21 protein-coding genes and 1 tRNA gene are annotated in these 22,646 nt (G+C 65.8%); 19 read left to right on the top strand and 3 right to left on the bottom strand.

The features are described from left to right. Positions 1-280: 280 nt before the first annotated feature. The 6 genes from WT16_RS03310 to WT16_RS03285 all read left to right on the top strand — a co-directional run bounded on the left by WT16_RS03310 (position 281) and on the right by WT16_RS03285 (position 7,314). A complete protein-coding gene (locus tag WT16_RS03310) occupies positions 281-2,044 on the top strand; it encodes an acetolactate synthase 3 catalytic subunit (protein WP_006025089.1) in 1,764 nt (587 codons plus the stop codon). Between the two features lie 111 nt (positions 2,045-2,155). After that, positions 2,156-2,647, top strand: a complete 492-nt coding sequence (ilvN, locus tag WT16_RS03305) for an acetolactate synthase small subunit (RefSeq protein WP_004186134.1) — start codon at positions 2,156-2,158, stop codon at positions 2,645-2,647. Positions 2,648-2,729: 82 nt separating this feature from the next. Then, positions 2,730-3,746: a ketol-acid reductoisomerase gene (gene ilvC / locus WT16_RS03300; protein WP_006025090.1), complete on the top strand. Its 1,017-nt coding sequence runs from the start codon at positions 2,730-2,732 to the stop codon at positions 3,744-3,746. Positions 3,747-3,867: 121 nt separating this feature from the next. Next, positions 3,868-4,518, top strand: a complete 651-nt coding sequence (locus WT16_RS03295; RefSeq protein ID WP_006025091.1) for a phosphatidylserine decarboxylase — start codon at positions 3,868-3,870, stop codon at positions 4,516-4,518. Between the two features lie 16 nt (positions 4,519-4,534). After that, positions 4,535-5,407 carry a CDP-diacylglycerol--serine O-phosphatidyltransferase gene (gene pssA / locus WT16_RS03290; protein WP_009892204.1) on the top strand — a complete coding sequence of 291 codons (873 nt, stop codon included), beginning with the start codon at positions 4,535-4,537 and terminating at the stop codon, positions 5,405-5,407. Positions 5,408-5,766: 359 nt separating this feature from the next. Further along, the gene (locus WT16_RS03285; protein WP_006025093.1) at positions 5,767-7,314 is read left to right on the top strand and encodes a 2-isopropylmalate synthase; all 1,548 of its coding nucleotides are present in this window, start codon (positions 5,767-5,769) and stop codon (positions 7,312-7,314) included. 143 nt (positions 7,315-7,457) lie between these two features. Here WT16_RS03285 and WT16_RS03280 read toward each other — a convergent pair whose 3' ends face one another. The 3 genes from WT16_RS03280 to WT16_RS03270 all read right to left on the bottom strand — a co-directional run bounded on the left by WT16_RS03280 (position 7,458) and on the right by WT16_RS03270 (position 10,635). After that, on the bottom strand, positions 7,458-8,993 hold the full coding sequence (locus WT16_RS03280) for a SulP family inorganic anion transporter (RefSeq protein ID WP_015601549.1): 1,536 nt from the start codon (positions 8,991-8,993) through the stop codon (positions 7,458-7,460). 56 nt (positions 8,994-9,049) lie between these two features. Then, positions 9,050-9,685, bottom strand: coding sequence for a carbonic anhydrase (locus WT16_RS03275; RefSeq protein WP_059934734.1), 636 nt, complete (start codon positions 9,683-9,685; stop codon positions 9,050-9,052). 449 nt (positions 9,686-10,134) lie between these two features. Continuing rightward, a complete protein-coding gene (locus tag WT16_RS03270) occupies positions 10,135-10,635 on the bottom strand; it encodes a hypothetical protein (RefSeq protein WP_009911785.1) in 501 nt (166 codons plus the stop codon). Positions 10,636-10,981: 346 nt separating this feature from the next. Between WT16_RS03270 and WT16_RS03265 the strand changes: the two genes are divergently transcribed. From WT16_RS03265 to nuoF, 13 genes are all read left to right on the top strand, one after another. Beyond that, the gene (locus WT16_RS03265; protein ID WP_063532706.1) at positions 10,982-12,271 is read left to right on the top strand and encodes a branched-chain amino acid ABC transporter substrate-binding protein; all 1,290 of its coding nucleotides are present in this window, start codon (positions 10,982-10,984) and stop codon (positions 12,269-12,271) included. A gap of 105 nt (positions 12,272-12,376) precedes the next feature. Further along, a complete protein-coding gene (gene rpsO / locus WT16_RS03260; RefSeq protein WP_004185828.1) occupies positions 12,377-12,646 on the top strand; it encodes a 30S ribosomal protein S15 in 270 nt (89 codons plus the stop codon). Between the two features lie 301 nt (positions 12,647-12,947). Next, positions 12,948-15,089 carry a polyribonucleotide nucleotidyltransferase gene (pnp, locus tag WT16_RS03255; RefSeq protein ID WP_006025098.1) on the top strand — a complete coding sequence of 714 codons (2,142 nt, stop codon included), beginning with the start codon at positions 12,948-12,950 and terminating at the stop codon, positions 15,087-15,089. Between the two features lie 116 nt (positions 15,090-15,205). Next, complete coding sequence (locus WT16_RS03250) at positions 15,206-16,225, top strand: NAD(P)H-quinone oxidoreductase (protein ID WP_063532705.1); 1,020 nt, start codon at positions 15,206-15,208, stop codon at positions 16,223-16,225. Between the two features lie 59 nt (positions 16,226-16,284). Beyond that, positions 16,285-17,085 carry a triose-phosphate isomerase gene (tpiA, locus tag WT16_RS03245; RefSeq protein ID WP_197486449.1) on the top strand — a complete coding sequence of 267 codons (801 nt, stop codon included), beginning with the start codon at positions 16,285-16,287 and terminating at the stop codon, positions 17,083-17,085. Positions 17,086-17,170: 85 nt separating this feature from the next. Further along, entirely contained in the window at positions 17,171-17,548 is a 378-nt protein-coding gene (secG, locus tag WT16_RS03240) for a preprotein translocase subunit SecG (protein WP_063532704.1), read from the top strand. 108 nt (positions 17,549-17,656) lie between these two features. After that, a tRNA-Leu gene (locus WT16_RS03235) sits at positions 17,657-17,741 on the top strand. 155 nt (positions 17,742-17,896) lie between these two features. Further along, positions 17,897-18,256 carry an NADH-quinone oxidoreductase subunit A gene (locus WT16_RS03230; protein ID WP_009911791.1) on the top strand — a complete coding sequence of 120 codons (360 nt, stop codon included), beginning with the start codon at positions 17,897-17,899 and terminating at the stop codon, positions 18,254-18,256. A gap of 62 nt (positions 18,257-18,318) precedes the next feature. Beyond that, positions 18,319-18,798: an NADH-quinone oxidoreductase subunit B gene (locus tag WT16_RS03225; RefSeq protein WP_004186402.1), complete on the top strand. Its 480-nt coding sequence runs from the start codon at positions 18,319-18,321 to the stop codon at positions 18,796-18,798. 20 nt (positions 18,799-18,818) lie between these two features. Beyond that, positions 18,819-19,421: an NADH-quinone oxidoreductase subunit C gene (locus WT16_RS03220; protein ID WP_006025104.1), complete on the top strand. Its 603-nt coding sequence runs from the start codon at positions 18,819-18,821 to the stop codon at positions 19,419-19,421. Positions 19,422-19,430: 9 nt separating this feature from the next. Further along, positions 19,431-20,684 (top strand): NADH-quinone oxidoreductase subunit D, encoded by a 1,254-nt coding sequence (locus WT16_RS03215; RefSeq protein WP_006025105.1) that lies wholly within the window; start codon positions 19,431-19,433, stop codon positions 20,682-20,684. Between the two features lie 166 nt (positions 20,685-20,850). Next, positions 20,851-21,336, top strand: a complete 486-nt coding sequence (nuoE, locus tag WT16_RS03210; protein WP_006025106.1) for an NADH-quinone oxidoreductase subunit NuoE — start codon at positions 20,851-20,853, stop codon at positions 21,334-21,336. Further along, the gene (nuoF, locus tag WT16_RS03205; RefSeq protein ID WP_063532703.1) at positions 21,333-22,643 is read left to right on the top strand and encodes an NADH-quinone oxidoreductase subunit NuoF; all 1,311 of its coding nucleotides are present in this window, start codon (positions 21,333-21,335) and stop codon (positions 22,641-22,643) included. Before nuoE ends, nuoF begins: the two co-directional genes overlap by 4 nt. Positions 22,644-22,646: the final 3 nt, after the last annotated feature.

Here is a 22,646-nt window from a genome sequence, read left to right as displayed (position 1 = left end):
GCCGGAAGGGGCGTGCGCGGCGGTTTGCCGCCGCCGCCGGCCGGGCGTTCGCCGCCGCTACTCGCAGGCGATTCGCAGGCGATTGATGCGCCGCGGGATTTTCCGCTTGACCGCCCGCCGGCGAGCCGCTATCGTTGCCAGTTCGCAACATGAGTGATGGTCACATTTGAGGCTGGCCCATGAAGCCCGCCTTTCAACTGGACGCGCCGCTTGAACCCGAGCCACAAGCCCGGCAGAGAGCACCCGATCAATTTTTTGCCGAAAATTCGAAAGGTCCAAGATGAACATGCCCAGCGCGGAATTCTCCACGTCGGAATCCCTTTCCCCTCAGAAAACCGGCTCCATCGGCGCCACCGTGCTCATGAAGGCACTGGCCGACGAGAACGTCGAATTCATCTGGGGCTACCCTGGCGGCTCGGTCCTCTACATCTACGACGAGCTGTACAAGCAAGACAAGATTCAACACGTGCTCGTGCGCCACGAGCAGGCCGCCGTGCACGCCGCGGACGGGTACTCGCGCTCGACGGGCAAGGTCGGCGTGTGCCTCGTCACGTCCGGCCCGGGCGTGACGAACGCGGTGACGGGCATCGCCACCGCCTACATGGATTCGATCCCGCTCGTCGTGATCAGCGGCCAGGTGCCGACCGCGGCGATCGGCCAGGACGCGTTCCAGGAGTGCGACACCGTTGGCATCACGCGGCCGTGCGTGAAGCACAACTTCCTCGTGAAGGACGTGCGCGAGCTCGCGGAAACCGTCAAGAAGGCGTTCTACATCGCGCGCACCGGGCGCCCGGGTCCCGTCCTCATCGACATCCCGAAGGACATCTCGAAGACGCCGTGCGAGTACGAGCCCGTCAAGAGCGTGTCGCTGCGCTCGTACAACCCGGTCACGAAAGGCCACTCGGGGCAGATCCGCAAGGCGGTGTCGTCGCTGCTGTCCGCGAAGCGTCCGTACATCTACACGGGCGGCGGCATCATCCTCGCCGACGCGGCGCGCGAACTGAACCAGTTCGCGGACCTGCTCGGCTATCCGGTCACGAACACGCTGATGGGCCTGGGCGGCTATCGCGCGTCGGACAAGAAATTCCTCGGCATGCTCGGCATGCACGGCACCTACGAAGCCAACATGGCGATGCAGCACTGCGACGTGCTGATCGCGATCGGCGCGCGCTTCGACGACCGCGTGATCGGCGATCCGGGCCACTTCGCGTCGCGTCCGCGCAAGATCATCCATATCGACATCGACCCGTCGTCGATTTCGAAGCGCGTGAAGGTCGACATCCCGATCGTCGGCGACGTGAAGGAAGTGCTGAAGGAGCTGATCGAGCAACTGCAGACGGCCGAGCACGGCCCGGACACCGAGGCGCTCGCGCAATGGTGGAAGGACATCGAGAGCTGGCGCGAGAAGGATTGCCTGAAATACGACCGCAAGAGCGAGATCATCAAGCCGCAATACGTCGTCGAGAAGCTCTGGGAGCTCACCGACGGCAACGCGTTCGTCTGCTCGGACGTCGGCCAGCATCAGATGTGGGCCGCGCAGTTCTACCGTTTCAACAAGCCGCGCCGCTGGATCAATTCGGGCGGCCTCGGCACGATGGGCTTCGGCCTGCCCGCCGCGATGGGCGTCAAGATGGCGCACCCGGACGACGAAGTCGTCTGCATCACGGGCGAAGGCTCGATCCAGATGTGCATCCAGGAGCTGTCGACCTGCAAGCAGTACGACACCCCGGTGAAGATCATTTCGCTGAACAACCGCTATCTCGGCATGGTCCGCCAGTGGCAGCAGATCGAATACAGCAAGCGCTATTCGCATTCGTACATGGATGCGCTGCCGGATTTCGTGAAGCTCGCGCAGGCGTATGGCCACGTCGGGATGCGCATCGAAAAATCCGCGGACGTCGAGCCGGCGCTCAAGGAAGCGCTGCGCCTGAAGGACCGCACCGTGTTTCTCGACTTCCAGACCGACCCGACCGAGAACGTCTGGCCGATGGTCCAGGCCGGCAAGGGCATCACCGAGATGCTGCTCGGATCGGAAGATCTGTAACGGCGCGAGGCGCCCGAGGCCGCGGGCGGCCGCCTTCACGAAGGGCGGCGCGGCACGCGGCGGGCGCTGCGCGATACGCAACGACACGGGATATTTCTGGAAGAAGCGAACATGAGACACATCATTTCCGTCCTGCTGGAAAACGAACCGGGCGCGCTGTCGCGCGTCGTCGGTCTGTTCTCGGCACGCGGCTACAACATCGAAACCTTGACGGTGGCGCCGACCGAAGACCAGTCGCTGTCGCGCCTGACCATCGTCTCCATCGGCTCCGACGACGTGATCGAACAGATCACGAAGCATCTGAACCGCCTGATCGAGGTGGTGAAAGTGGTGGACCTGACCGACGGTGCACACATCGAGCGGGAGCTGATGCTCATCAAGGTGAGGGCAGTGGGCAAGGAGCGCGAAGAAATGAAGCGGATGGCGGATATTTTCCGCGGCCGCATCATCGACGTGACCGAGAAGACCTACACGATCGAATTGACGGGTGCGAGCGACAAGCTCGACGCATTCATTCAGGCGCTGGACGCGGGCTCGATTCTCGAAACCGTGCGCACCGGCAGCTCGGGCATCGGTCGCGGCGAGCGCATTCTGAAGGTCTGACGCCGCTGCGACGAACGCGCCGGGTGCGCCGTCAGAGCCCGGCCTCACTTACGAATTTCACTGAATCAGCGAAGGAACAATCATGAAAGTTTTCTACGACAAGGACGCCGACCTCTCCCTCATCAAGGGCAAACAGGTGACGATCATCGGTTACGGCTCGCAAGGCCATGCGCACGCACTGAACCTGAAGGACAGCGGCGTGAACGTGACGGTCGGTCTGCGTCGCGGCGGCGCGTCGTGGAGCAAGGCCGAGAACGCCGGCCTCGCGGTCAAGGAAGTCGCCGAAGCCGTGAAGGGCGCGGACGTCGTGATGATGCTGCTGCCCGACGAGCAGATCGCCGCCGTCTACGCGCAGGAAGTGCACGCGAACATCAAGGAAGGCGCGACGCTCGCGTTCGCCCACGGCTTCAACGTCCACTACGGCCAGGTGATCCCGCGCGCGGATCTCGACGTGATCATGGTCGCGCCGAAGGCGCCGGGCCACACGGTGCGCGGCACGTACGCACAGGGCGGCGGCGTGCCGCACCTGATCGCGGTCGCGCAGGACAAGTCGGGCGCGGCGCGCGACATCGCGCTGTCGTACGCGGCGGCCAACGGCGGCGGCCGTGCCGGCATCATCGAAACGAACTTCCGCGAGGAGACGGAAACCGACCTGTTCGGCGAGCAGGCCGTGCTGTGCGGCGGCACCGTCGAGCTCATCAAGGCCGGTTTCGAGACGCTCGTCGAAGCGGGCTACGCTCCGGAAATGGCGTACTTCGAGTGCCTGCACGAGCTGAAGCTGATCGTCGACCTGATCTATGAAGGCGGCATCGCGAACATGAACTACTCGATCTCGAACAACGCCGAATACGGCGAGTACGTGACGGGCCCGCGCGTCGTCACCGAAGAGACGAAGAAGGCGATGAAGCAGTGCCTGACCGATATCCAGACGGGCGAATACGCGAAGAGCTTCATCCTCGAGAACAAGGCGGGCGCGCCGACGCTGCAGTCGCGCCGCCGCCTGACGGCCGAGCACCAGATCGAGCAGGTCGGCGCGAAGCTGCGCGCGATGATGCCGTGGATCGCGAAGAACAAGCTCGTCGACCAGTCGAAGAACTAAGCTGCGCATCGATATCCGGCCCTCGAATCGAGGGCCGGCGTCAAAAAGCCGCCCGAAGGCACCGGAGCCGAGGGCGGCTTTTGCTATCCTACGGGCTTTGCAATTCATCGAAGAACGAACCATGAACTATCCTCATCCGATCATCGCGCGCGAAGGCTGGCCGTTCATCGCGATCGCGGCCGTCGTCGCGCTGTTGATCCACGCCGTCGGCGGGTTCGGCCTCGCGTGGCCGTTCTGGCTGCTGCTCGTCTTCGTGGTCCAGTTCTTCCGCGATCCGCCGCGCGCGATTCCGACGCAGGCGAACGCGGTGCTGTGCCCGGCCGACGGGCGCATCGTCGCGGTCGAAATGGCGCACGATCCGTACGCGAATCGCGAAGCGCTGAAGATCAGCGTGTTCATGAACGTGTTCAATGTGCACTCGCAGCGCTCGCCCGTCGACGGCGCGGTGCAGAAGGTCGAATATTTCCCGGGCGCGTTCCTGAACGCCGCGCTCGACAAGGCGTCGGCCGAGAACGAGCGCAACGCGGTCGTGATCCAGACAGGCTCGGGCCACACCGTGACGGCCGTGCAGATCGCGGGCCTCGTCGCGCGCCGGATCCTCTGCTACGTGCGCGCGGGCGAGCCGCTGTCGCGCGGCCAGCGCTATGGTTTCATCCGCTTCGGCTCGCGCGTCGACGTGTATCTGCCGAAGGGCAGCCGGGCGCGCGTGTCGATCGGCGAGAAGGTGTCCGCGTCGTCGACGATCCTCGCCGAACTGCCCGAACAACAGTAATCGGGAAGACGTATCGATGGCCGCATTCAAACCGCGCCGGCCGCGCAACGGCAATGCCCCGTGGCCGCGGTCGTTTCGTCACAACAAATCGGTCGCGCAGGACGTCGCGCCGGTCGAGAGCCGGCGCGCCGCGCGCCAGCAGTTTTTGAGGACGCGCGGCATCTATCTGCTGCCGAACGCGTTCACGACGGCCGCGCTCTTCTGCGGCTTCTTCGCCGTCGTGCAGGCGATGAACGTGCGCTTCGAGACCGCCGCGATCGCGATATTCGCCGCGATGGTGCTCGACGGGATGGACGGCCGCGTCGCGCGCATGACGCACACGCAGAGCGCGTTCGGCGAGCAGTTCGACAGCCTGTCGGACATGGTGTCGTTCGGCGTCGCGCCCGCGCTCGTGATGTACGAGTGGGTGCTGAAGGATCTGGGGCGCTGGGGTTGGCTCGCCGCGTTCGTCTACTGCTCGGGCGCCGCGCTGCGGCTCGCGCGCTTCAACACGAACATCGGCGTCGTCGACAAGCGCTTCTTCCAGGGGCTGCCGAGCCCGGCCGCCGCGGCGCTGATCGCGGGCTTCGTGTGGCTCGCGACGGACAACCGCGTGCCGATGAAGCTCGGCTGGCTGCCGTGGGTCGCATTCGTGCTGACGATCTACGCGGGCGTGACGATGGTGTCGAACGCGCCGTTCTACAGCGGCAAGGCGCTTGACGTCAGGCACCGGGTGCCGTTCGCGGCGATCCTGCTCGTCGTCGTCGCGTTCGTGCTCGTGTCGTCCGATCCGCCGTTGATGCTGTTCGGCCTCTTCGTGCTGTACGGGCTGTCCGGCTACGTGTTCTGGGCCTATATGGCGGTGCGCGGCCGCGCGAATCCGGCGCGCTCGTCGCAGCGCGAGCACTGACGGGCGCCTCCCGGCCGGAACGGCGCCGGGAGTCGCGTCCGGATCTCGCCGGACGTCCCGAGAACGGCGGCCCGCAAGGCCGCCGTTTTTCTTGCCCGCCCGCCGCGCGGGGCGCCGTTCCGGCCCTCGATAAAAGCGCCGATTGCGCGCGGCCGGGAATGCCGCTATATTCGTCGGCATGACCGCATTTTCCCGCCTCTTCCTTCTTCTAGCCGGTGCGCCGCTACGCGCGCTAGCCTTGGCGCGCCTGCCGCGCTGACCGTTTTCGCCCTCCGTCGAGCTTCGTCTGTTGTCTAGCGTCGCCTGCGGTGGCGCGAGCTTCATCACGTGTGTTTCCCCATTCGACACCTGGAGTCCCCATGACAGACAAGCTGATCATTTTCGACACGACGTTGCGCGACGGCGAGCAATCGCCCGGTGCGTCGATGACGAAGGAAGAGAAAATCCGCATCGCGAAGCACCTCGAGCGCATGAGGGTCGACGTGATCGAAGCCGGCTTCGCGGCCAGCTCGAACGGCGATTTCGACGCGATCCATGCGATCGCGTCGCAAGTGAAGGACAGCACGATCTGCTCGCTCGCGCGCGCGAACGACAAGGACATCCAGCGCGCGGCGGATGCGCTCAAGCCCGCGAACAGCTTCCGGATCCACACGTTCATCGCGACGTCGCCGCTGCACATGGAGAAGAAGCTGCGGATGACGCCGGACCAGGTGTACGAGCAGGCGCGCCTCGCGGTGCGCTTCGCGCGCAAGTTCACCGACAACATCGAATTCTCGCCGGAAGACGGCAGCCGCTCGGACATGGATTTCCTCTGCCGCGTGCTCGAGGCCGTGATCGCCGAGGGCGCGACGACGATCAACATCGCGGACACCGTCGGCTACGGCGTGCCGGAGCTGTACGGCAACCTCGTGAAGACGCTGCGCGAGCGCATCCCGAATTCGGACAAGGCGATCTTCTCGGTGCACTGCCACAACGATCTGGGGATGGCGGTCGCGAACTCGCTCGCCGGCGTGAAGATCGGCGGCGCGCGCCAGGTCGAGTGCACGATCAACGGCCTCGGCGAGCGCGCGGGCAACACGTCGCTCGAGGAAATCGTGATGGCCGTGAAGACCCGCAAGGACTACTTCGGCCTCGATCTCGGCATCGACACGACGCAGATCGTGCCGGCGTCGAAGCTCGTGTCGCAGATCACGGGCTTCGTCGTGCAGCCGAACAAGGCGGTGGTCGGCGCGAACGCGTTCGCGCACGCGTCGGGCATCCACCAGGACGGCGTGCTGAAGGCGCGCGACACGTACGAGATCATGCGCGCGGAAGATGTCGGCTGGACCGCGAACAAGATCGTGCTCGGCAAGCTGTCGGGGCGCAACGCGTTCAAGCAGCGCCTGCAGGAGCTCGGCGTGTCGCTCGACAGCGAAGCCGAGCTGAACGCGGCGTTCGCGCGCTTCAAGGATCTCGCCGACCGCAAGGCCGAGATCTTCGACGAGGACATCATCGCGATCGTCACCGAAGAGGAATCGGCGCTCGCGCAGGAGCACGAGCACTACAAGTTCGTGTCGCTCGCGCAGCGCTCGGAGACGGGCGAGCGGCCGCAGGCGAAGGTCGTGTTCGCCGTCGACGGCGATGAGGTGGCGGGCGAGGCGAGCGGCAACGGTCCCGTCGACGCGACGTTCAACGCGATCGAGACCGAGGTCGGCAGCGGCGCCGAGCTGCTGCTGTATTCGGTCAACGCGATCACGACGGGCACGCAGGCGCAGGGCGAGGTGACGGTGCGTCTGTCGAAGAGCGGGCGGATCGTCAACGGCGTCGGCACCGATCCGGACATCGTCGCCGCGTCGGCGAAGGCGTATATCGCCGCGCTCAACAAGCTGCACTCGAACGCAGACAAGCTGAATCCGCAACGCGCGTAGCGCATGTCGTGCCCGCGCGTGCTCGGCGGGCATCGCCGCCGCGCCGCGATGAACGACGCCCCGCGGGCCGAAGGCCTCGCGGGGCGTTTTTGCTTGCGGCGTGACGAGCCGGCGCGCGCCGGCTCATGTGCCTGCTGCGCCGCTTACTGCGCGGTCGGGCTGCGGAAGAACCAGCGCAAGCCCGCGCCGCGCACGTGATGAACCTGGCGCCGATAGTCGACCGTGATGTCGCGCCGCGGCGCTTCCGCGACGAACGCGTCGATCAGCTCGCGCACGTCGTGATCGATGTAGTCGGCGCGGGTCGCGTCGATGATGACGACCGCCCGATCCGGGATTTGCGCGAGATAGTGCTTGATCTGGACCTTGCCGAGAAACGATACGTCCTTGCGGAACGACAGCAGATAGTGGTCGTCGTGCTGCGCGAGCGTCGCCGGGCTGCGCAGGTTCGCGCATGCGACCGCGAACACCGAGCACGCGAGGCCGAGCGCGATGCCGGCGAGGAGGTCGATCGCGAGCACGCCCGCGATCGTCGCCGCGAACGGCAGGAACGCGCCCGGACCCTGCTTCGCGACCGACGTGAAGAGCCCCGGCTTCGCGAGCTTGAAGCCCGTGTGGATCAGGATCGCCGCCAGGCTCGCGAGCGGGATCAGGTTCAGGAGCCCGGTGAGCGCGAACACGCTGACGACGAGCATCACGCCGTGCACGATCGCCGACATCCGGCTCTGCGCGCCCGCATTCACGTTGACCGAGCTGCGCACGATCACCGACGTGATCGGCAGGCCGCCGATCACGCCCGAAATGAGATTGCCGACGCCTTGCGCCTTCAGCTCGCGATTCGGCTGCGACGGCCGGCGCTTCGGGTCGATCTGCTCGACCGCTTCGAGGCTCAAGAGCGTTTCGAGGCTTGCGATGACGGCAATCGTGATCGCGATGCGCCACACGTCCGGGCTCAGCAGGTACGCGAAGTTCGGGCCGAGGTCGACGGTCTTCAGCGCGTCGCCGAGCGCGGCGAGCGACGCGAGTTCGGGCAGCGCGACCCGGTGCTCGGCGGACGGCGCGAAGTTCGGCGACACGAAGCCGAGCAGGACCGTGGCGCCGATGCCGAGAATCACGACGGCGAGCGGCGCGGGCACGACGCGCACGAACGCGAAGCGGCGCATCGCGCGCGTTTCCCAGACGGCGAGGAGCGCGAGCGACGCGAGCGCGATCGCGCCCGACGCGAACATCGCGTGACCCGGCGCATCGCCGTCGCCGGACAGGCCGAGCGCGAACGGCGCTTGCTTGACGATCAGCAGGATGCCGATCGCGGCGAGCATCCCTTTGATCACGGGCGACGGCACGTACGCGGCGAACCGGCCGGCCTTCAGCAGGCCGAAGCCGAACTGGATGACGCCCGACAGCAGCACGGCGAGCAGGAACGCCTGGAAGCTGCCGAGCTGCGCGATGCCGTCGACGACGATCACGACGAGGCCCGCCGCGGGGCCGCTGACGGACAGCGGCGAGCCGCTCAGCACGGCGACGACGAGGCCGCCGACGATGCCGGACACGAGGCCCGCGAACGGTTCGACGCCGGATGCGTTGGCGATTCCGAGGCAGAGCGGCAGCGCGACGAGGAACACGACGGTGCCGGCCACGAAATCGCGCGGAAACGTGGACAAGGAAGCGCGTAGAGTCTTCATAGTGAGCGGAGGAAAAACGGGTTGAGGCCGGGTGGCGGTGCCGCGGCGCCGGCCGGTCAGGCGGCCGCGGCTTCTGCGCGTTCGGCTCGCGGCGGCCGTTCGGGCGCCGCGTAGCCGGACGCCAGTTCCTTGAGGCGGCCGTCGGCGAGCGAGAAGATCCAGCCGTGCACGAGCGGGGCGGGATCGGCGCCGCGGATGATCGGCGAGCTGCGCAGCAGGCGGACCTGCTCGAGCACGTTGAGCTCGGCGAGCCGGTCGGCGGCCTCGTCGGGCGGCACGCCGTCGAGTTCCGCGCGATGGCGTGCGGCGAGCGCGCACAGCGGCGCGATACGGCGGTTCACGTGCGGCAGCTCGGGCGACGGAGGCAAGAGCGACGCGCGCACGCCGCCGCAGCCGTAGTGCCCGCAGACGATCACGTGATCGACCTTCAGCACCTTGACCGCGTACTCGAGCACGCTTGCGCAGTTGTCGTCGTCGGGCTGAAAGATGTTCGCGATGTTTCGGTGAACGAATAGTTCGCCTGGCGCACTCTGCGTGATGGCCTCCGCCGGCACGCGGCTGTCGGCGCAGCCGATCCACAGCACGCGCGGGTTCTGGCCGCGCGACAGCGCGTCGAAGAAGTCGGGCGAGCGCTCGGACGTCTCGCAGGCCCAGGCGATGTTGGCGACGAGCATGCTTTTCGGGCGATTCATTGAGGATTCCTTCCTATGCGTGCGATGGCGGCGACGCAAAGATGCATCGGCGCGGAACTGATTTCTTTCTAGATTGAAAGGTTGTTGCGAGTGATATTAGGGGTAACTCGTAATCGGAAGTTCAACTTGAAATATTTTGTTGCAATTTGTTTTCGGGGCTCGGACGATTGCACCAATCATGAATGTCGAGCTGCCGCAAAGGGTGCATGTCGCACCGAAATGGGCGTGAGATGCCCGTCCAGCGGGGCTGGAGGGGAGGGGTGGATGTTTTGTTCTTGATTTCGTCGACGCGGCGGAATGGATATTGGCGCGTCAGGAAAAATGACAAGAATTTTAAAAAGCTAATGAGAAAATGATAAAAAAGTCATTTGAGAATCCGTGCGCGCCAAATGACTTTCCGTAGACTTTCTGAAAGGATGCGCCGGTCGGGCGGCCGGCGGCGGGAGATCTCAGAACAGCGTGCGGCGATCAGGGTCGTGCAGCGGGTCGGGTGTCTTTTGCGTGAGCCGCAGGATGCCGTCGTCGTCGAAGTAGAAGCTGTAGAGCATGTACCAGACGTTGTCTTCGAGGTAGCGGTACGTCCACACTTCGCGCTTCATCAGCGGAAAGTACGACGTCTCGACAGGGCGGCCGAAGTTCACGAGCACGTCGGTCCTGGTCCACTTGCCGATCTCGGCGCGATAGAACTCGAGCGGCTGCAGCACCTGCCGCACGTTGACGATGCGGTCGTGGGCGTCGATGTCGGCGGCCGTCGTGACTTCGCCCATCGGCTGCGTCGGCCACATCAGGCGCTTGCCGCCGTTCGGCAGATCGTAGACTTCGCGCGGCGGCCCCATTCGGGCGACGATCGCCGACGAGTCATCGCCGGCGCGAAATTGCTGCCACGGTTGCGCGCAGCCGGCGAGAAGCGCCGCCGCGCAAGCGAACAGAACCGGGAGACGAGCGAACATGCGTTTCTCCATGAGGCGGGAATGGCGACGTTTTATCACGGCGGGCGTTCGCGTGCGCGTGCCGGCCCGGAAAAGTTTGCGCCGCGGCGCCCGCGGGGCGGGGTGCTCCGGTGCGGTTCGGCGGACCCGGCGCCCGGTGCGGGCCGTGCATCGCAATCGCGAGCGGGCGGGGCGGGAACGGCAGACCCGATCGAATCGGCTGGCCGGCCGGGCGACCGATATCCGCGCCAGCACCCGTCATGCGACGTGTCCGCCGATGCGACCGCGCGCCGCGCGGCTTGCCCGTCTGGCGTGCGCTCGCCTATGATCCTGCGCTCGACGAACGGACTGAGCAGGAAACCACGCGATGTCTTCCTACTGGATGCGTTTTGCCGCCGCCGCTTCGGCGGCGCTATCCCTGACGATGCTGCCGTCGCTCGCGGCGGCCGGCGCGGCGCTCACTGCGGCGGCCGAGCCGATCCGGATCGCGCTTGTCGAGGGGATGTCGGGGCCGTTCGCGAACGCGGGCGCGGCGGTCGAGCGCAATCTGCGCTTCGGCGTCGAGCGCGTCAATGCGCAAGGCGGCGTGCGGCTGCGCGACGGCGCCCATCCGCTCGAGCTCGTCGTGCTCGACAGCAGGGGCGGCGTCGAGGACGCGCTCGTCCAGTTGCGCGCGGCGACCGACAAGGGGATCGGTTTCATCGCGCAGGGCAACGGCTCGGCCGTCGCGGCGGCGCTCGTGGCCGCGCTCGACAAGCACAACGCGCGCGACCCTGGGCGCCGCGCGCTGTTCCTCAACTATTCGGCCGACGATCCCGCGCTGACGGGCCGGGACTGCAGCTTCTGGCACTTCCGCTTCGACGCGCACGCAGGCATGCGAATGGACGCGCTCGCCGACGTGCTCGCGCGCGACCGCGCGGTGGGGAAGGTCTACCTGCTCAATCAGGACTACAGCTTCGGGCACGACGTCAGCACGCTCGCGCGCGCCGCGCTGAAGGCGCGCCGGCCGGACATCGAGATCGTCGGCGACGAGTTCCATCCGATCGGGCGCGTGAAGGACTTCGCGCCGTATGTCGCGAAGATTCGCGCGAGCGGCGCGGACGCGGTCGTGACGGGCAACTGGGGCAACGATCTGACGCTGCTCGTGCGGGCGGCGCGCGAGCAGGGGCTCGCGACGAAGTTCTACACGTTCTACGGCAACAGTCTGGACGCGCCCGCCGCGCTCGGCGACGCGGGCGTGAAGCGCGTGCTCGCGGTCGCCGACTGGCATCCAAACGCGGGCGGCGCGCAGTCCGATGCGTTCTACCGGGCGTTCCGCGCGCGCTTTCCGGCGCCGCAGGACGATTATCCGGTGCGGCGGATGAGCGAGATGGTCGAGATGGTCGCGGCGGCGATGACGCGTGCGGGCTCGGCCGATCCGGTCGCGGTTGCGAAGGCGCTCGAAGGAATGCGATACGACGACGGATTCCATCCGGCGCAGATGCGCGCGGCCGATCACCAGTTGATCCAACCCCTTTACGTGATCGAGATGGATCGCGCCGGCGCGCCGGGCGTGCGTTTCGACAACGCGGGGTCGGGCTACGGGTTCCGGACGGTGCACGAGCTGCCTCCCGCGCGGGACGCGGCGCCCGCCGCATGCCGCATGAAACGCCCGTGAAGGCGGGGTTCGCCGGCCGTGCGACTTGTGCTACAATGCGCGCCGGTTGCAAATCACGGCACGGCCTTTCTTCCGTGTCCGCCTGTTCAGTCGAAAGGAAATCAAATGTCTGTTGCTGATATCAAGAAGTCGGAAGTTGTTGCTCAGTTCGCGCGCGGCGCCAACGATACGGGCTCGCCCGAAGTGCAGGTCGCACTGCTGACGGCGCGCATCACGGAACTGACGGGTCACTTCAAGACCCACGCGAAGGACCACCACAGCCGCCGCGGCCTGCTGCGCATGGTGAGCCGCCGTCGCAAGCTGCTCGACTACCTCAAGGGCAAGGATGCCGACCGCTACCGCGCGCTGATCGAGAAGCTGGGTCTGCGTAAGTAATCGGGGCGTTGCTCGCCTCCAGCAAGATGCCTGTGTCAGTCTGCTGATACAGGCATTTTGTTTTTTCGCGGCATGCACGATGCTTGCCGCCGGGCTGTCGAAGCCCACAACCGGCCAGGCGCACAAGGGTTGAGCTTTGTGTCATTCCAGCGCGCTGTTCGCGTCCCGCACGACGCCGGGCGGCGAGCAAGGCGCTGGAATGGCATAAAAAACACACCTCTTCCCATGTGGCCCGGTCGCGCCATCGCCGCGCCGGCCTCGTCCGCGCACGGCGTTCGATAACGAACGAAAAGGAGCGACCATGTCTCTGTTCAATAAAGTCGTGAAGGAATTCCAATGGGGCCAGCACAAGGTGCGCCTCGAAACCGGCGAAATCGCGCGCCAGGCTAGCGGCGCCGTCGTCGTCGACATCGAGGACACCGTCGTCCTCGCGACCGTCGTCGGCGCGAAGTCGGCGAAGCCGGGCCAGGATTTCTTCCCGCTCACCGTCGACTACATCGAGAAGACCTACTCGGCCGGCAAGATCCCGGGCGGCTTCTTCCGCCGCGAGGGCCGTCCGTCGGAGCACGAGACGCTGACCTCGCGCCTCATCGACCGGCCGCTGCGCCCGCTCTTCCCGGAGGGCTTCTACAACGAAGTGCAGGTCGTGATTCACGTTCTGTCGGTGAACCCGGAAATTCCGGCCGACATCCCGGCGCTCATCGGCGCATCGGCTGCGCTCGCCGTGTCCGGCCTGCCGTTCAACGGCCCGGTCGGCGCCGCGCGCGTCGCGTACGTGAACAATGAATACGTGCTGAACCCGACGCGCGCGCAGATCAAGGCGTCGCGCCTCGACCTCGTCGTCGCGGGAACGGAGCGTGCGGTGCTGATGGTCGAATCCGAAGCGGATCAGTTGCCGGAAGACGTGATGCTCGGCGCGGTCGTGTTCGGCCACGAGCAGATGCAGACCGCGATCGACGCGATCCATGAGCTCGTGCGCGAAGGCGGCAAGCCCGAGTGGGACTGGCAGCCGGCGCCGAAGGACGAGGCGCTGAACGCGCGCGTAACCGAGCTCGCGCAGCCGGAACTGCTCGCCGCCTACCAGATCCGCGACAAGCAGGCGCGCTCGACGAAGCTGAAGGAAGTGTACGCGGCGACGTCGGCGAAGCTGGAAGAAGACGCGCTGGCGGCCGGCACGGTCGCGGCCGACAAGGCAACCGTCGGCAACATCCTGTTCGACCTCGAGGCGAAGATCGTCCGCGGCCAGATCCTGGGCGGCGAGCCGCGCATCGACGGCCGCGACACGCGCACCGTGCGTCCGATCGAGATCCGCACGGGCGTGCTGCCGCGCACCCACGGTTCGGCGCTGTTCACGCGCGGCGAGACGCAGGCGCTGGTGGTCGCGACGCTTGGCACGAAGGGCGACGAGCAGATCATCGACGCGCTCGAAGGCGAGTACCGCGACCGCTTCATGCTCCACTACAACATGCCCCCGTTCGCGACCGGCGAAACGGGCCGCGTCGGCTCGCCGAAGCGCCGCGAAATCGGCCACGGCCGGCTCGCGAAGCGCGCGCTCGTCGCGTGCCTGCCGAGCGCCGACGAATTCGGCTACTCGATCCGCGTCGTGTCGGAAATCACCGAGTCGAACGGTTCGTCGTCGATGGCGTCGGTGTGCGGCGGCTGCCTCGCGCTGATGGATGCCGGCGTGCCGATGAAGGCGCACGTCGCGGGCATCGCGATGGGTCTGATCCTCGAAGGCAACAAGTTCGCGGTGCTGACCGACATCCTTGGCGACGAAGATCACCTCGGCGACATGGACTTCAAGGTGGCGGGCACGGCGGAAGGCGTGACCGCGCTGCAGATGGACATCAAGATCCAGGGCATCACGAAGGAAATCATGCAGGTCGCGCTCGCGCAGGCGAAGGAAGGCCGCATGCATATCCTCGGCAAGATGAAGGAAGCGGTCGCGGGTGCGAACACGCAACTGTCCGAATTCGCGCCGCGCATGATCACGATCAAGATCAACCCGGAAAAGATCCGCGACGTGATCGGCAAGGGCGGTTCGGTGATTCGCGCGCTGACGGAAGAAACCGGCACGACGATCGACATTTCGGACGACGGCGTCGTGACGATCGCGAGCACGAACAGCGAAGGCATGGCCGAGGCGAAGAAGCGCATCGAGAACATCACGGCCGAGATCGAAGTCGGTCAGGTGTACGAAGGCACGGTGCTGAAGCTCCTCGATTTCGGCGCGATCGTGAACCTGCTGCCGGGCAAGGACGGTCTGCTGCACATCTCCGAGATCGTCAACGAGCGCGTGAAGGACATCAACGACTACCTGAAGGAAGGCCAGCAGGTGAAGGTCAAGGTGATCCAGACGGACGAGAAGGGGCGCGTGCGCCTGTCGGCGAAGGCGCTGCTGAACGAAGCTGCCGCCCAGACGGACACGCCGCCGCAGCAGTAAGCGGCAGGGCGACGGCCGGCAGCGCGAACGCGCGCCGGCCGTTTTTCACAGGATGGACCGGTTTGCGGGGTGCGGCATCGCACGCGCAAACCCGTCACGATCTTGGAGCGACGTGCATGAAAGCGATCGAAATCACCGAATTCGGCGCGCCGGACGTGCTGAAGCTGACGGAGCGGCCGCAGCCGGAGCCGAAGCGCGGCGAGGTGCTGATCAAGGTGGCGGCGTCCGGCGTCAACCGCCCGGACGTGTTCCAGCGAAAGGGCGCTTATGCGCCGCCTCCCGGCGCATCGGATCTGCCGGGTCTCGAGGTGGCGGGCGCGATCGTCGGCGGCGATCTGTCCGATCCCGCGGCGAACCCGTTCGGCCTGAAGCTCGGCGACCGCGTCTGCGCGCTGCTCGCGGGCGGCGGCTATGCGCAATACGTCGCGGCGCCGCTCGCGCAGTGTCTGCCGGCGCCGAAGGGGTTGACCGACATCGAGGCCGCTTCGCTGCCCGAGACGTTCTTCACCGTCTGGAGCAACGTGTTCGATCGCGCGCAACTGGGCGCGGGCGAGGGCGGCGCGCAGGAAACGCTCCTCGTGCAGGGCGGCTCGAGCGGCATCGGCGTGGCGGCGATCCAGATCGCGCATGCGCTCGGCTTTCGCGTGTTCGCGACTGCGGGCACGGACGACAAGTGCCGCGCCTGCGAAACGCTTGGCGCGGAGCGCGCGATCAACTACAAGACTGAGGATTTCGTCGAGGTCGTGAAGTCGCTCACGCACGATCGCGGCGTCGACGTGATTCTCGACATGGTCGCGGGCGCGTACGTGCCGCGCGAACTGACGGCGCTCGCGGACGGCGGGCGGCTCGTCGTGATCGCACTCCTCGGCGGCGCGAAGTCGGAAATCAACGTGGCCGAGATCCTGCGGCGGCGCCTCACGATCACGGGCTCGACGCTTCGGCCGCGCCCCGTCGAATTCAAGGCGCGCATCGCCGCGCAACTGAAGGCGCGCGTGTGGCCGCTCATCGAGGACGGGCGCGTGAAGCCCGTCGTCTATCGCGCGCTGCCGGCCGCGCAGGCCGCTGACGCGCATGCGCTGATGGAAAGCAGCGAGCACGTCGGCAAGATCGTGCTCGATTGGGGTGCGAACGCTTGACATCGGTCGTTTGACCGGTTCTCTAGCGTCGCAGTAAAATCGCGGGTTCGCTTCGCCAGATGAACACGACGCCCGGCTTCGGCGCGTCCACGACGAGACATACGATGTCGAAACAAAGAATCAAGCGGGTGATCGGCAACTGGAAGATGCACGGTCGCCTGAGCGGCAACCAGGCATTGCTGAACGAAGTCGCGCAGGGCGCGCGAGCGGTGCGCGAGCACGTCGGCATCGGCGTGTGCGTGCCGTTCCCGTATCTCGCGCAGGCGCAGGCTCAGCTTCACGGCGGGCGTGTCGCGTGGGGCTCGCAGGACGTGTCCGCGCACGAGCAGGGCGCTTATACCGGCGAAGTCGCGGCCGGCATGGTCGCGGAGTTCGGCGCGGCCTATGCGATCGTCGGGCACTCGGAGCGCCGCGCGTATCACGGCGAATCGAACGAGACGGTCGCGGCGAAGACGCAGCGCGCGCTCGCCGCGGGGCTGACGCCCGTCGTGTGCGTCGGCGAGACGCTCGCCGAGCGCGAAGCGGGCGCGACCGAGCAGGTCGTCGGCACGCAGCTCGACGCGGTGCTCGCGGTGCTGTCGTCGGACGAGGCGGCGCGCGTCGTCATCGCGTACGAGCCCGTGTGGGCGATCGGCACGGGCAGGAGCGCGACGGCCGAGCAGGCGCAGCAGGTACATGCGTTCCTGCGCGGACGGCTCGCGGCGAAGGGCGCGGAGCACGTGTCGCTGTTGTATGGCGGCAGCGTGAAGGCCGACAATGCGGCCGAACTGTTCGGCCAGCCGGACATCGACGGCGGCCTGATCGGCGGTGCGTCGTTGAAGAGCGGGGATTTCCTGGCGATCTGCCGGGCAGCGCAGTAAGCGTTCGCGGGCCGCGCGCGAAGAACGAAGAATATCGGGGTGGCCGGCAGATGCGCCGGTTGCCTGAAACCAAACAGGTGAATGTATGCCGTATCTGAAAGTCTTGATCATTGTGGTTCAATTATTGTCCGCGCTCGGCGTGATCGGCCTCGTGCTGCTGCAGCATGGCAAGGGCGCCGACATGGGCGCGGCGTTCGGCAGCGGCGCCTCGGGCAGCCTCTTCGGCGCGACCGGCTCCGCGAACTTTCTGTCGCGTACGACGGCGGTTCTGGCGACGATCTTCTTCATCGCAACGCTCGCGCTGACCTACCTCGGCTCGTACAAGTCGGCGCCGTCGGTCGGCGTGCTCGGCGCAGCGCCCGCGCCCGCCGCGTCGGCGCCCGCCGCATCGCAGGCGCCTGCCGCATCCGCGCCGGCTGCCGTGTCGGCTGCGTCTGCGCCGGGTCAGGACGTGCCGAAATAAATTTAAAAAAAACGCGTTTGTGCGTTGAACAATTCAGGGAACCGGGTTAGAATTTTGTTCTTGAAGCGATTCGCGGGATACGAAGTTTCCTCCCGGGTTGCATGCAGTGCCGACGTGGTGAAATTGGTAGACACGCTATCTTGAGGGGGTAGTGGCGAAAGCTGTGCGAGTTCGAGTCTCGCCGTCGGCACCAAAGTTACTTAATGCCAGCCGCTTCGTGTGGCTGGCATTTTTCATTTCTGGGCTACCCTTGCGCTCAGCTTGGGTTCTCCGGTAGTCCGAAATGATCCTTTCCCCGGAACGGTGTTATTCTCCGGAACGCTCGGAACCAACCAATAGAGGATAGCCTTGAACCTCGCAGCCTATTACCCCGTCTTGTTGTTCCTCCTGGTGGGCACTGGTTTAGGTATAGCGCTGGTCAGCATCGGCAAGATCCTCGGTCCCAACAAGCCCGACAGCGAGAAGAACGCGCCCTACGAGTGCGGCTTCGAGGCGTTCGAGGACGCGCGCATGAAGTTCGATGTGCGCTACTACCTCGTTGCGATTCTGTTCATCATCTTCGATCTCGAAACCGCATTCCTGTTTCCGTGGGGCGTCGCCCTGCGCGAAATCGGCTGGCCCGGTTTCGTCGCAATGATGATTTTCCTGCTCGAATTCCTGCTCGGCTTTGCCTATATCTGGAAGAAGGGCGGCCTCGACTGGGAGTGACGGGCTAATCGCCGGTTTGCATGGGCGGCCACGCGTCGCCGCCTGTCTGGAGTGGAAAGCAAATGAGTATCGAAGGGGTCTTGAAGGAAGGGTTTGTCACCACCACGGCTGACAAGCTGATCAACTGGACGCGTACCGGCTCGCTATGGCCGATGACGTTCGGGCTCGCGTGCTGCGCAGTGGAAATGATGCATGCGGGCGCCGCCCGCTACGACCTCGACCGGTTCGGTGTCGTGTTCCGTCCGAGCCCGCGCCAGTCCGACGTGATGATCGTCGCGGGTACGCTCTGCAACAAGATGGCGCCCGCGCTGCGCCGCGTCTACGACCAGATGGCCGAGCCGCGCTGGGTGATCTCGATGGGGTCCTGCGCGAACGGCGGCGGCTACTACCACTACTCGTACTCGGTGGTTCGCGGCTGCGACCGGATCGTGCCCGTCGACGTCTACGTTCCCGGCTGCCCGCCGACTGCAGAGGCGCTCGTCTACGGCGTGATCCAGTTGCAGGCGAAGATCCGCCGCACGAGCACCATCGCCCGTCAATAAAGCATCGAGCACCCCACAACATGGCAAGCAAAATCGAGACCCTCAAGGCGAACCTCGAAGCCGCGCTCGGCGCGCGCGCGGTGAGCCTCGTCGAAGCGGTTGGCGAGCTCACGCTCGTCGTGAAGGCGAGTGATTACCTCGAAGTCGCGAAGCAACTGCGCGACGATCGCTCGCTCGGCTTCGAGCAGTTGATCGACCTCTGCGGCATCGACTATCAAACCTACGGCGACGGCGCCTACGACGGCCCGCGCTTTGCCGCCGTCCTGCACCTGCTGTCGGTCGCGAACAACTGGCGCCTGCGCGTGCGCGTGTTCGCGCCGGATGACGATCTGCCGATCGTGCCGTCGGTCGTCGACATCTGGAGCTCGGCGAACTGGTATGAGCGCGAAGCGTTCGACCTCTACGGCATCGTGTTCGAAGGCCACCCCGACCTGCGCCGCATCCTCACCGACTACGGCTTCATCGGTCACCCGTTCCGCAAGGATTTCCCGGTTTCCGGCTACGTCGAAATGCGTTACGACCCGGAAGAGAAGCGCGTCGTGTACCAGCCGGTGACGATCGAGCCGCGCGAAATCACGCCGCGCGTGATCCGCGAGGATCGCTATGGCGGTCTGAAACATTAAGGGGGCGTCATGGCTGAAATCAAGAACTACACGCTCAACTTCGGTCCGCAGCACCCCGCCGCGCACGGCGTGCTGCGCCTCGTGCTCGAGCTCGACGGCGAAGTGATCCAGCGCGCCGATCCGCACATCGGCCTCTTGCACCGCGCGACCGAGAAGCTCGCCGAGAACAAGACGTTCATCCAGTCCGTGCCGTACATGGACCGTCTCGACTACGTGTCGATGATGGTGAACGAGCACGGCTACGTGCTCGCGATCGAGAAACTGCTCGGCATCGACGTTCCGGAGCGCGCGCAGTACATCCGCGTGCTGTTCGACGAAATCACGCGCGTGCTGAACCATCTGATGTGGATCGGCGCGCACGCGCTCGACGTCGGCGCGATGGCGGTGTTCCTTTATGCGTTCCGCGAGCGCGAAGACCTGATGGACGTGTACGAGGCGGTGTCCGGCGCGCGCATGCACGCGGCGTATTACCGTCCGGGCGGCGTCTATCGCGATCTGCCGGAAGCGATGCCGCAATACAAGGCGTCGAAGATCCGCAATGAGCGTGCGCTCGCGAAGATGAACGAGGCGCGCTCGGGCTCGGTGCTCGATTTCATCGACGATTTCTTCACGCGCTTCCCGAAGTGCGTCGACGAATACGAAACGCTGCTGACCGACAACCGGATCTGGAAGCAGCGTCTCGTCGGCATCGGCGTCGTGTCGCCGGAGCGCGCGCTGCAACTCGGCCTGACGGGCCCGATGATCCGCGGCTCCGGTATCGCGTGGGATCTGCGCAAGAAGCAGCCGTACGAAGTGTACGACCGCCTCGACTTCGACATCCCCGTCGGCGTGAACGGCGATTGCTACGACCGCTATCTGGTGCGCGTCGAGGAGATGCGCCAGTCGACGCGTATCGCGAAACAGTGTATTGAGTGGCTTCGCAAGAATCCCGGCCCCGTGATCACCGACAATCACAAGGTTGCGCCGCCGTCGCGTGTCGGCATGAAGACGAACATGGAGGATCTGATCCACCATTTCAAGCTCTTCACGGAAGGTTTTCACGTGCCCGAGGGCGAAACGTACGCCGCCGTCGAGCATCCGAAGGGCGAGTTCGGCATCTATCTGGTGTCGGACGGCGCGAACAAGCCGTACCGGCTCAAGATTCGCGCGCCGGGCTACGCCCATTTGTCCGCGCTCGACGAAATGGCGCGCGGGCACATGATCGCCGACGCCGTCACGATCATCGGGACGCAGGACATCGTGTTCGGCGAAATCGACCGCTGACGGTCGCGCCGCTCGCGGCCCGGCCGGGTGGCGAGCGGCGAGTCACACGCGGCGCGCATTCGAGCGCGCCGTCGCAACAAGCTGTCAACAGTGAGCGCCAGGTCTGCCGCATCGGTCATGCGGCAGGTTGTTCGTGCGGTAGGAATTGAAAGAGTCGTGTCTGAAAATGATCTCAGCTGAAGGCCTGAAAGAAATCGATCGAGCGATCGCGAAGTATCCCGCCGATCAGAAACAGTCCGCTGTGATGTCGGCGCTGGCCGTCGCTCAGGAAGAGCATGGCTGGCTGTCGCCCGAACTGATGCAGTTCGTCGCGGACTATCTCGGCATGCCGGCCATCGCGGTCCAGGAAGTCGCGACGTTCTACACGATGTACGAGCTCGCGCCCGTCGGCAAGCACAAGATCACGCTCTGCACGAACCTGCCGTGCCAGCTCGGGCCGCACGGCGGCGCCGAGGCGACGGCCGCCTATCTGAAGCAGAAGCTCGGCATCGATTTCGGCGAAACCACGCCGGACGGCAAGTTCACGCTGAAGGAAGGCGAGTGCTTCGGCGCGTGCGGCGATGCGCCGGTGCTGCTGCTCAACAACCATAAAATGTGCAGCCTCATGAGCCGCGAGAAGATCGACCAGCTGCTTGAGGAGCTCTCGAAATGACGTCCCTCCACGATCGTCACATCAAACCGCTGATCCTCGCCGGCCTCACCGGCGAGAACTGGCATCTCGAAGATTACGTCGCGCGCGGCGGCTACAAGCAGTTGCGCCGCATCCTCGAAGAAAAGATTCCGCCCGAGCAGGTGATCGCCGACGTGAAGGCGTCGGGCTTGCGCGGCCGCGGCGGCGCGGGCTTTCCGACCGGCCTGAAGTGGAGCTTCATGCCGCGCCAGTTTCCGGGGCAGAAGTACCTCGTCTGCAATTCGGACGAGGGCGAGCCGGGCACGTTCAAGGATCGCGACATCCTGCGCTGGAACCCGCATGCGCTGATCGAAGGCATGGCGATCGGCGCGTACGCGATGGGCATCACCGTCGGCTACAACTACATTCATGGCGAGATCTTCGAAGTGTATCGCCGCTTCGAGGCGGCGCTCGACGAAGCGCGCCGCGCGGGCTTCCTCGGCGACAAGATCATGGGCTCGGACTTCTCGTTCCAGCTCCATGCGCACCACGGTTACGGCGCGTACATCTGCGGCGAGGAAACGGCGCTGCTCGAATCGCTCGAGGGCAAGAAGGGCCAGCCGCGCTTCAAGCCGCCGTTCCCGGCGAGCTTCGGCGTGTACGGCAAGCCGACCACGATCAACAACACCGAGACGTTCGCCGCGGTGCCGTTCCTGCTGGCCGTCGGCCCGCAGAACTACCTCGAGATGGGCAAGCCGAACAACGGCGGCACGAAGATCTTCTCGGTGTCGGGCGACGTCGAGCGCCCGGGCAACTACGAGATTCCGCTCGGCACGCCGTTCGCGACGCTGATGGAGCTCGCGGGCGGGGTGCGCGGCGGCAAGAAGATCAAGGCCGTGATTCCGGGCGGCTCGTCGGCGCCGGTGATCCCGGGCGACATCATGATGCAGACCGACATGGACTACGATTCGATCGCGAAGGCGGGCTCGATGCTCGGCTCCGGTGCGGTGATCGTGATGGACGAGACGCGCTGCATGGTGCGTTCGCTCCTGCGCCTGTCGTACTTCTATTACGAGGAGTCGTGCGGCCAGTGCACGCCGTGCCGCGAAGGCACGGGCTGGCTGTATCGCGTCGTGAACCGCATCGAGCACGGCGAGGGCCGCCAGGAAGACCTGGACCTGCTGAACTCGGTTGCGGAGAACATCATGGGCCGCACGATCTGCGCGCTCGGCGACGCGGCGGCGATGCCGGTGCGCGGGATGCTCAAGCACTACTGGGACGAATTCGCGTACCACGTCGAGCACAAGCACTGCATGGTCGGCGGCCACGCGCATGCGGCCGCGGCCTGACGG

Origin of the sequence: Burkholderia sp. MSMB1589WGS (assembly GCF_001636105.1) — a bacterium.
GTDB lineage: Bacteria > Pseudomonadota > Gammaproteobacteria > Burkholderiales > Burkholderiaceae > Burkholderia > Burkholderia humptydooensis.
Note: the sequence above shows the minus strand (reverse complement) of the source record. Positions and strands in the feature narration are given on the sequence as shown.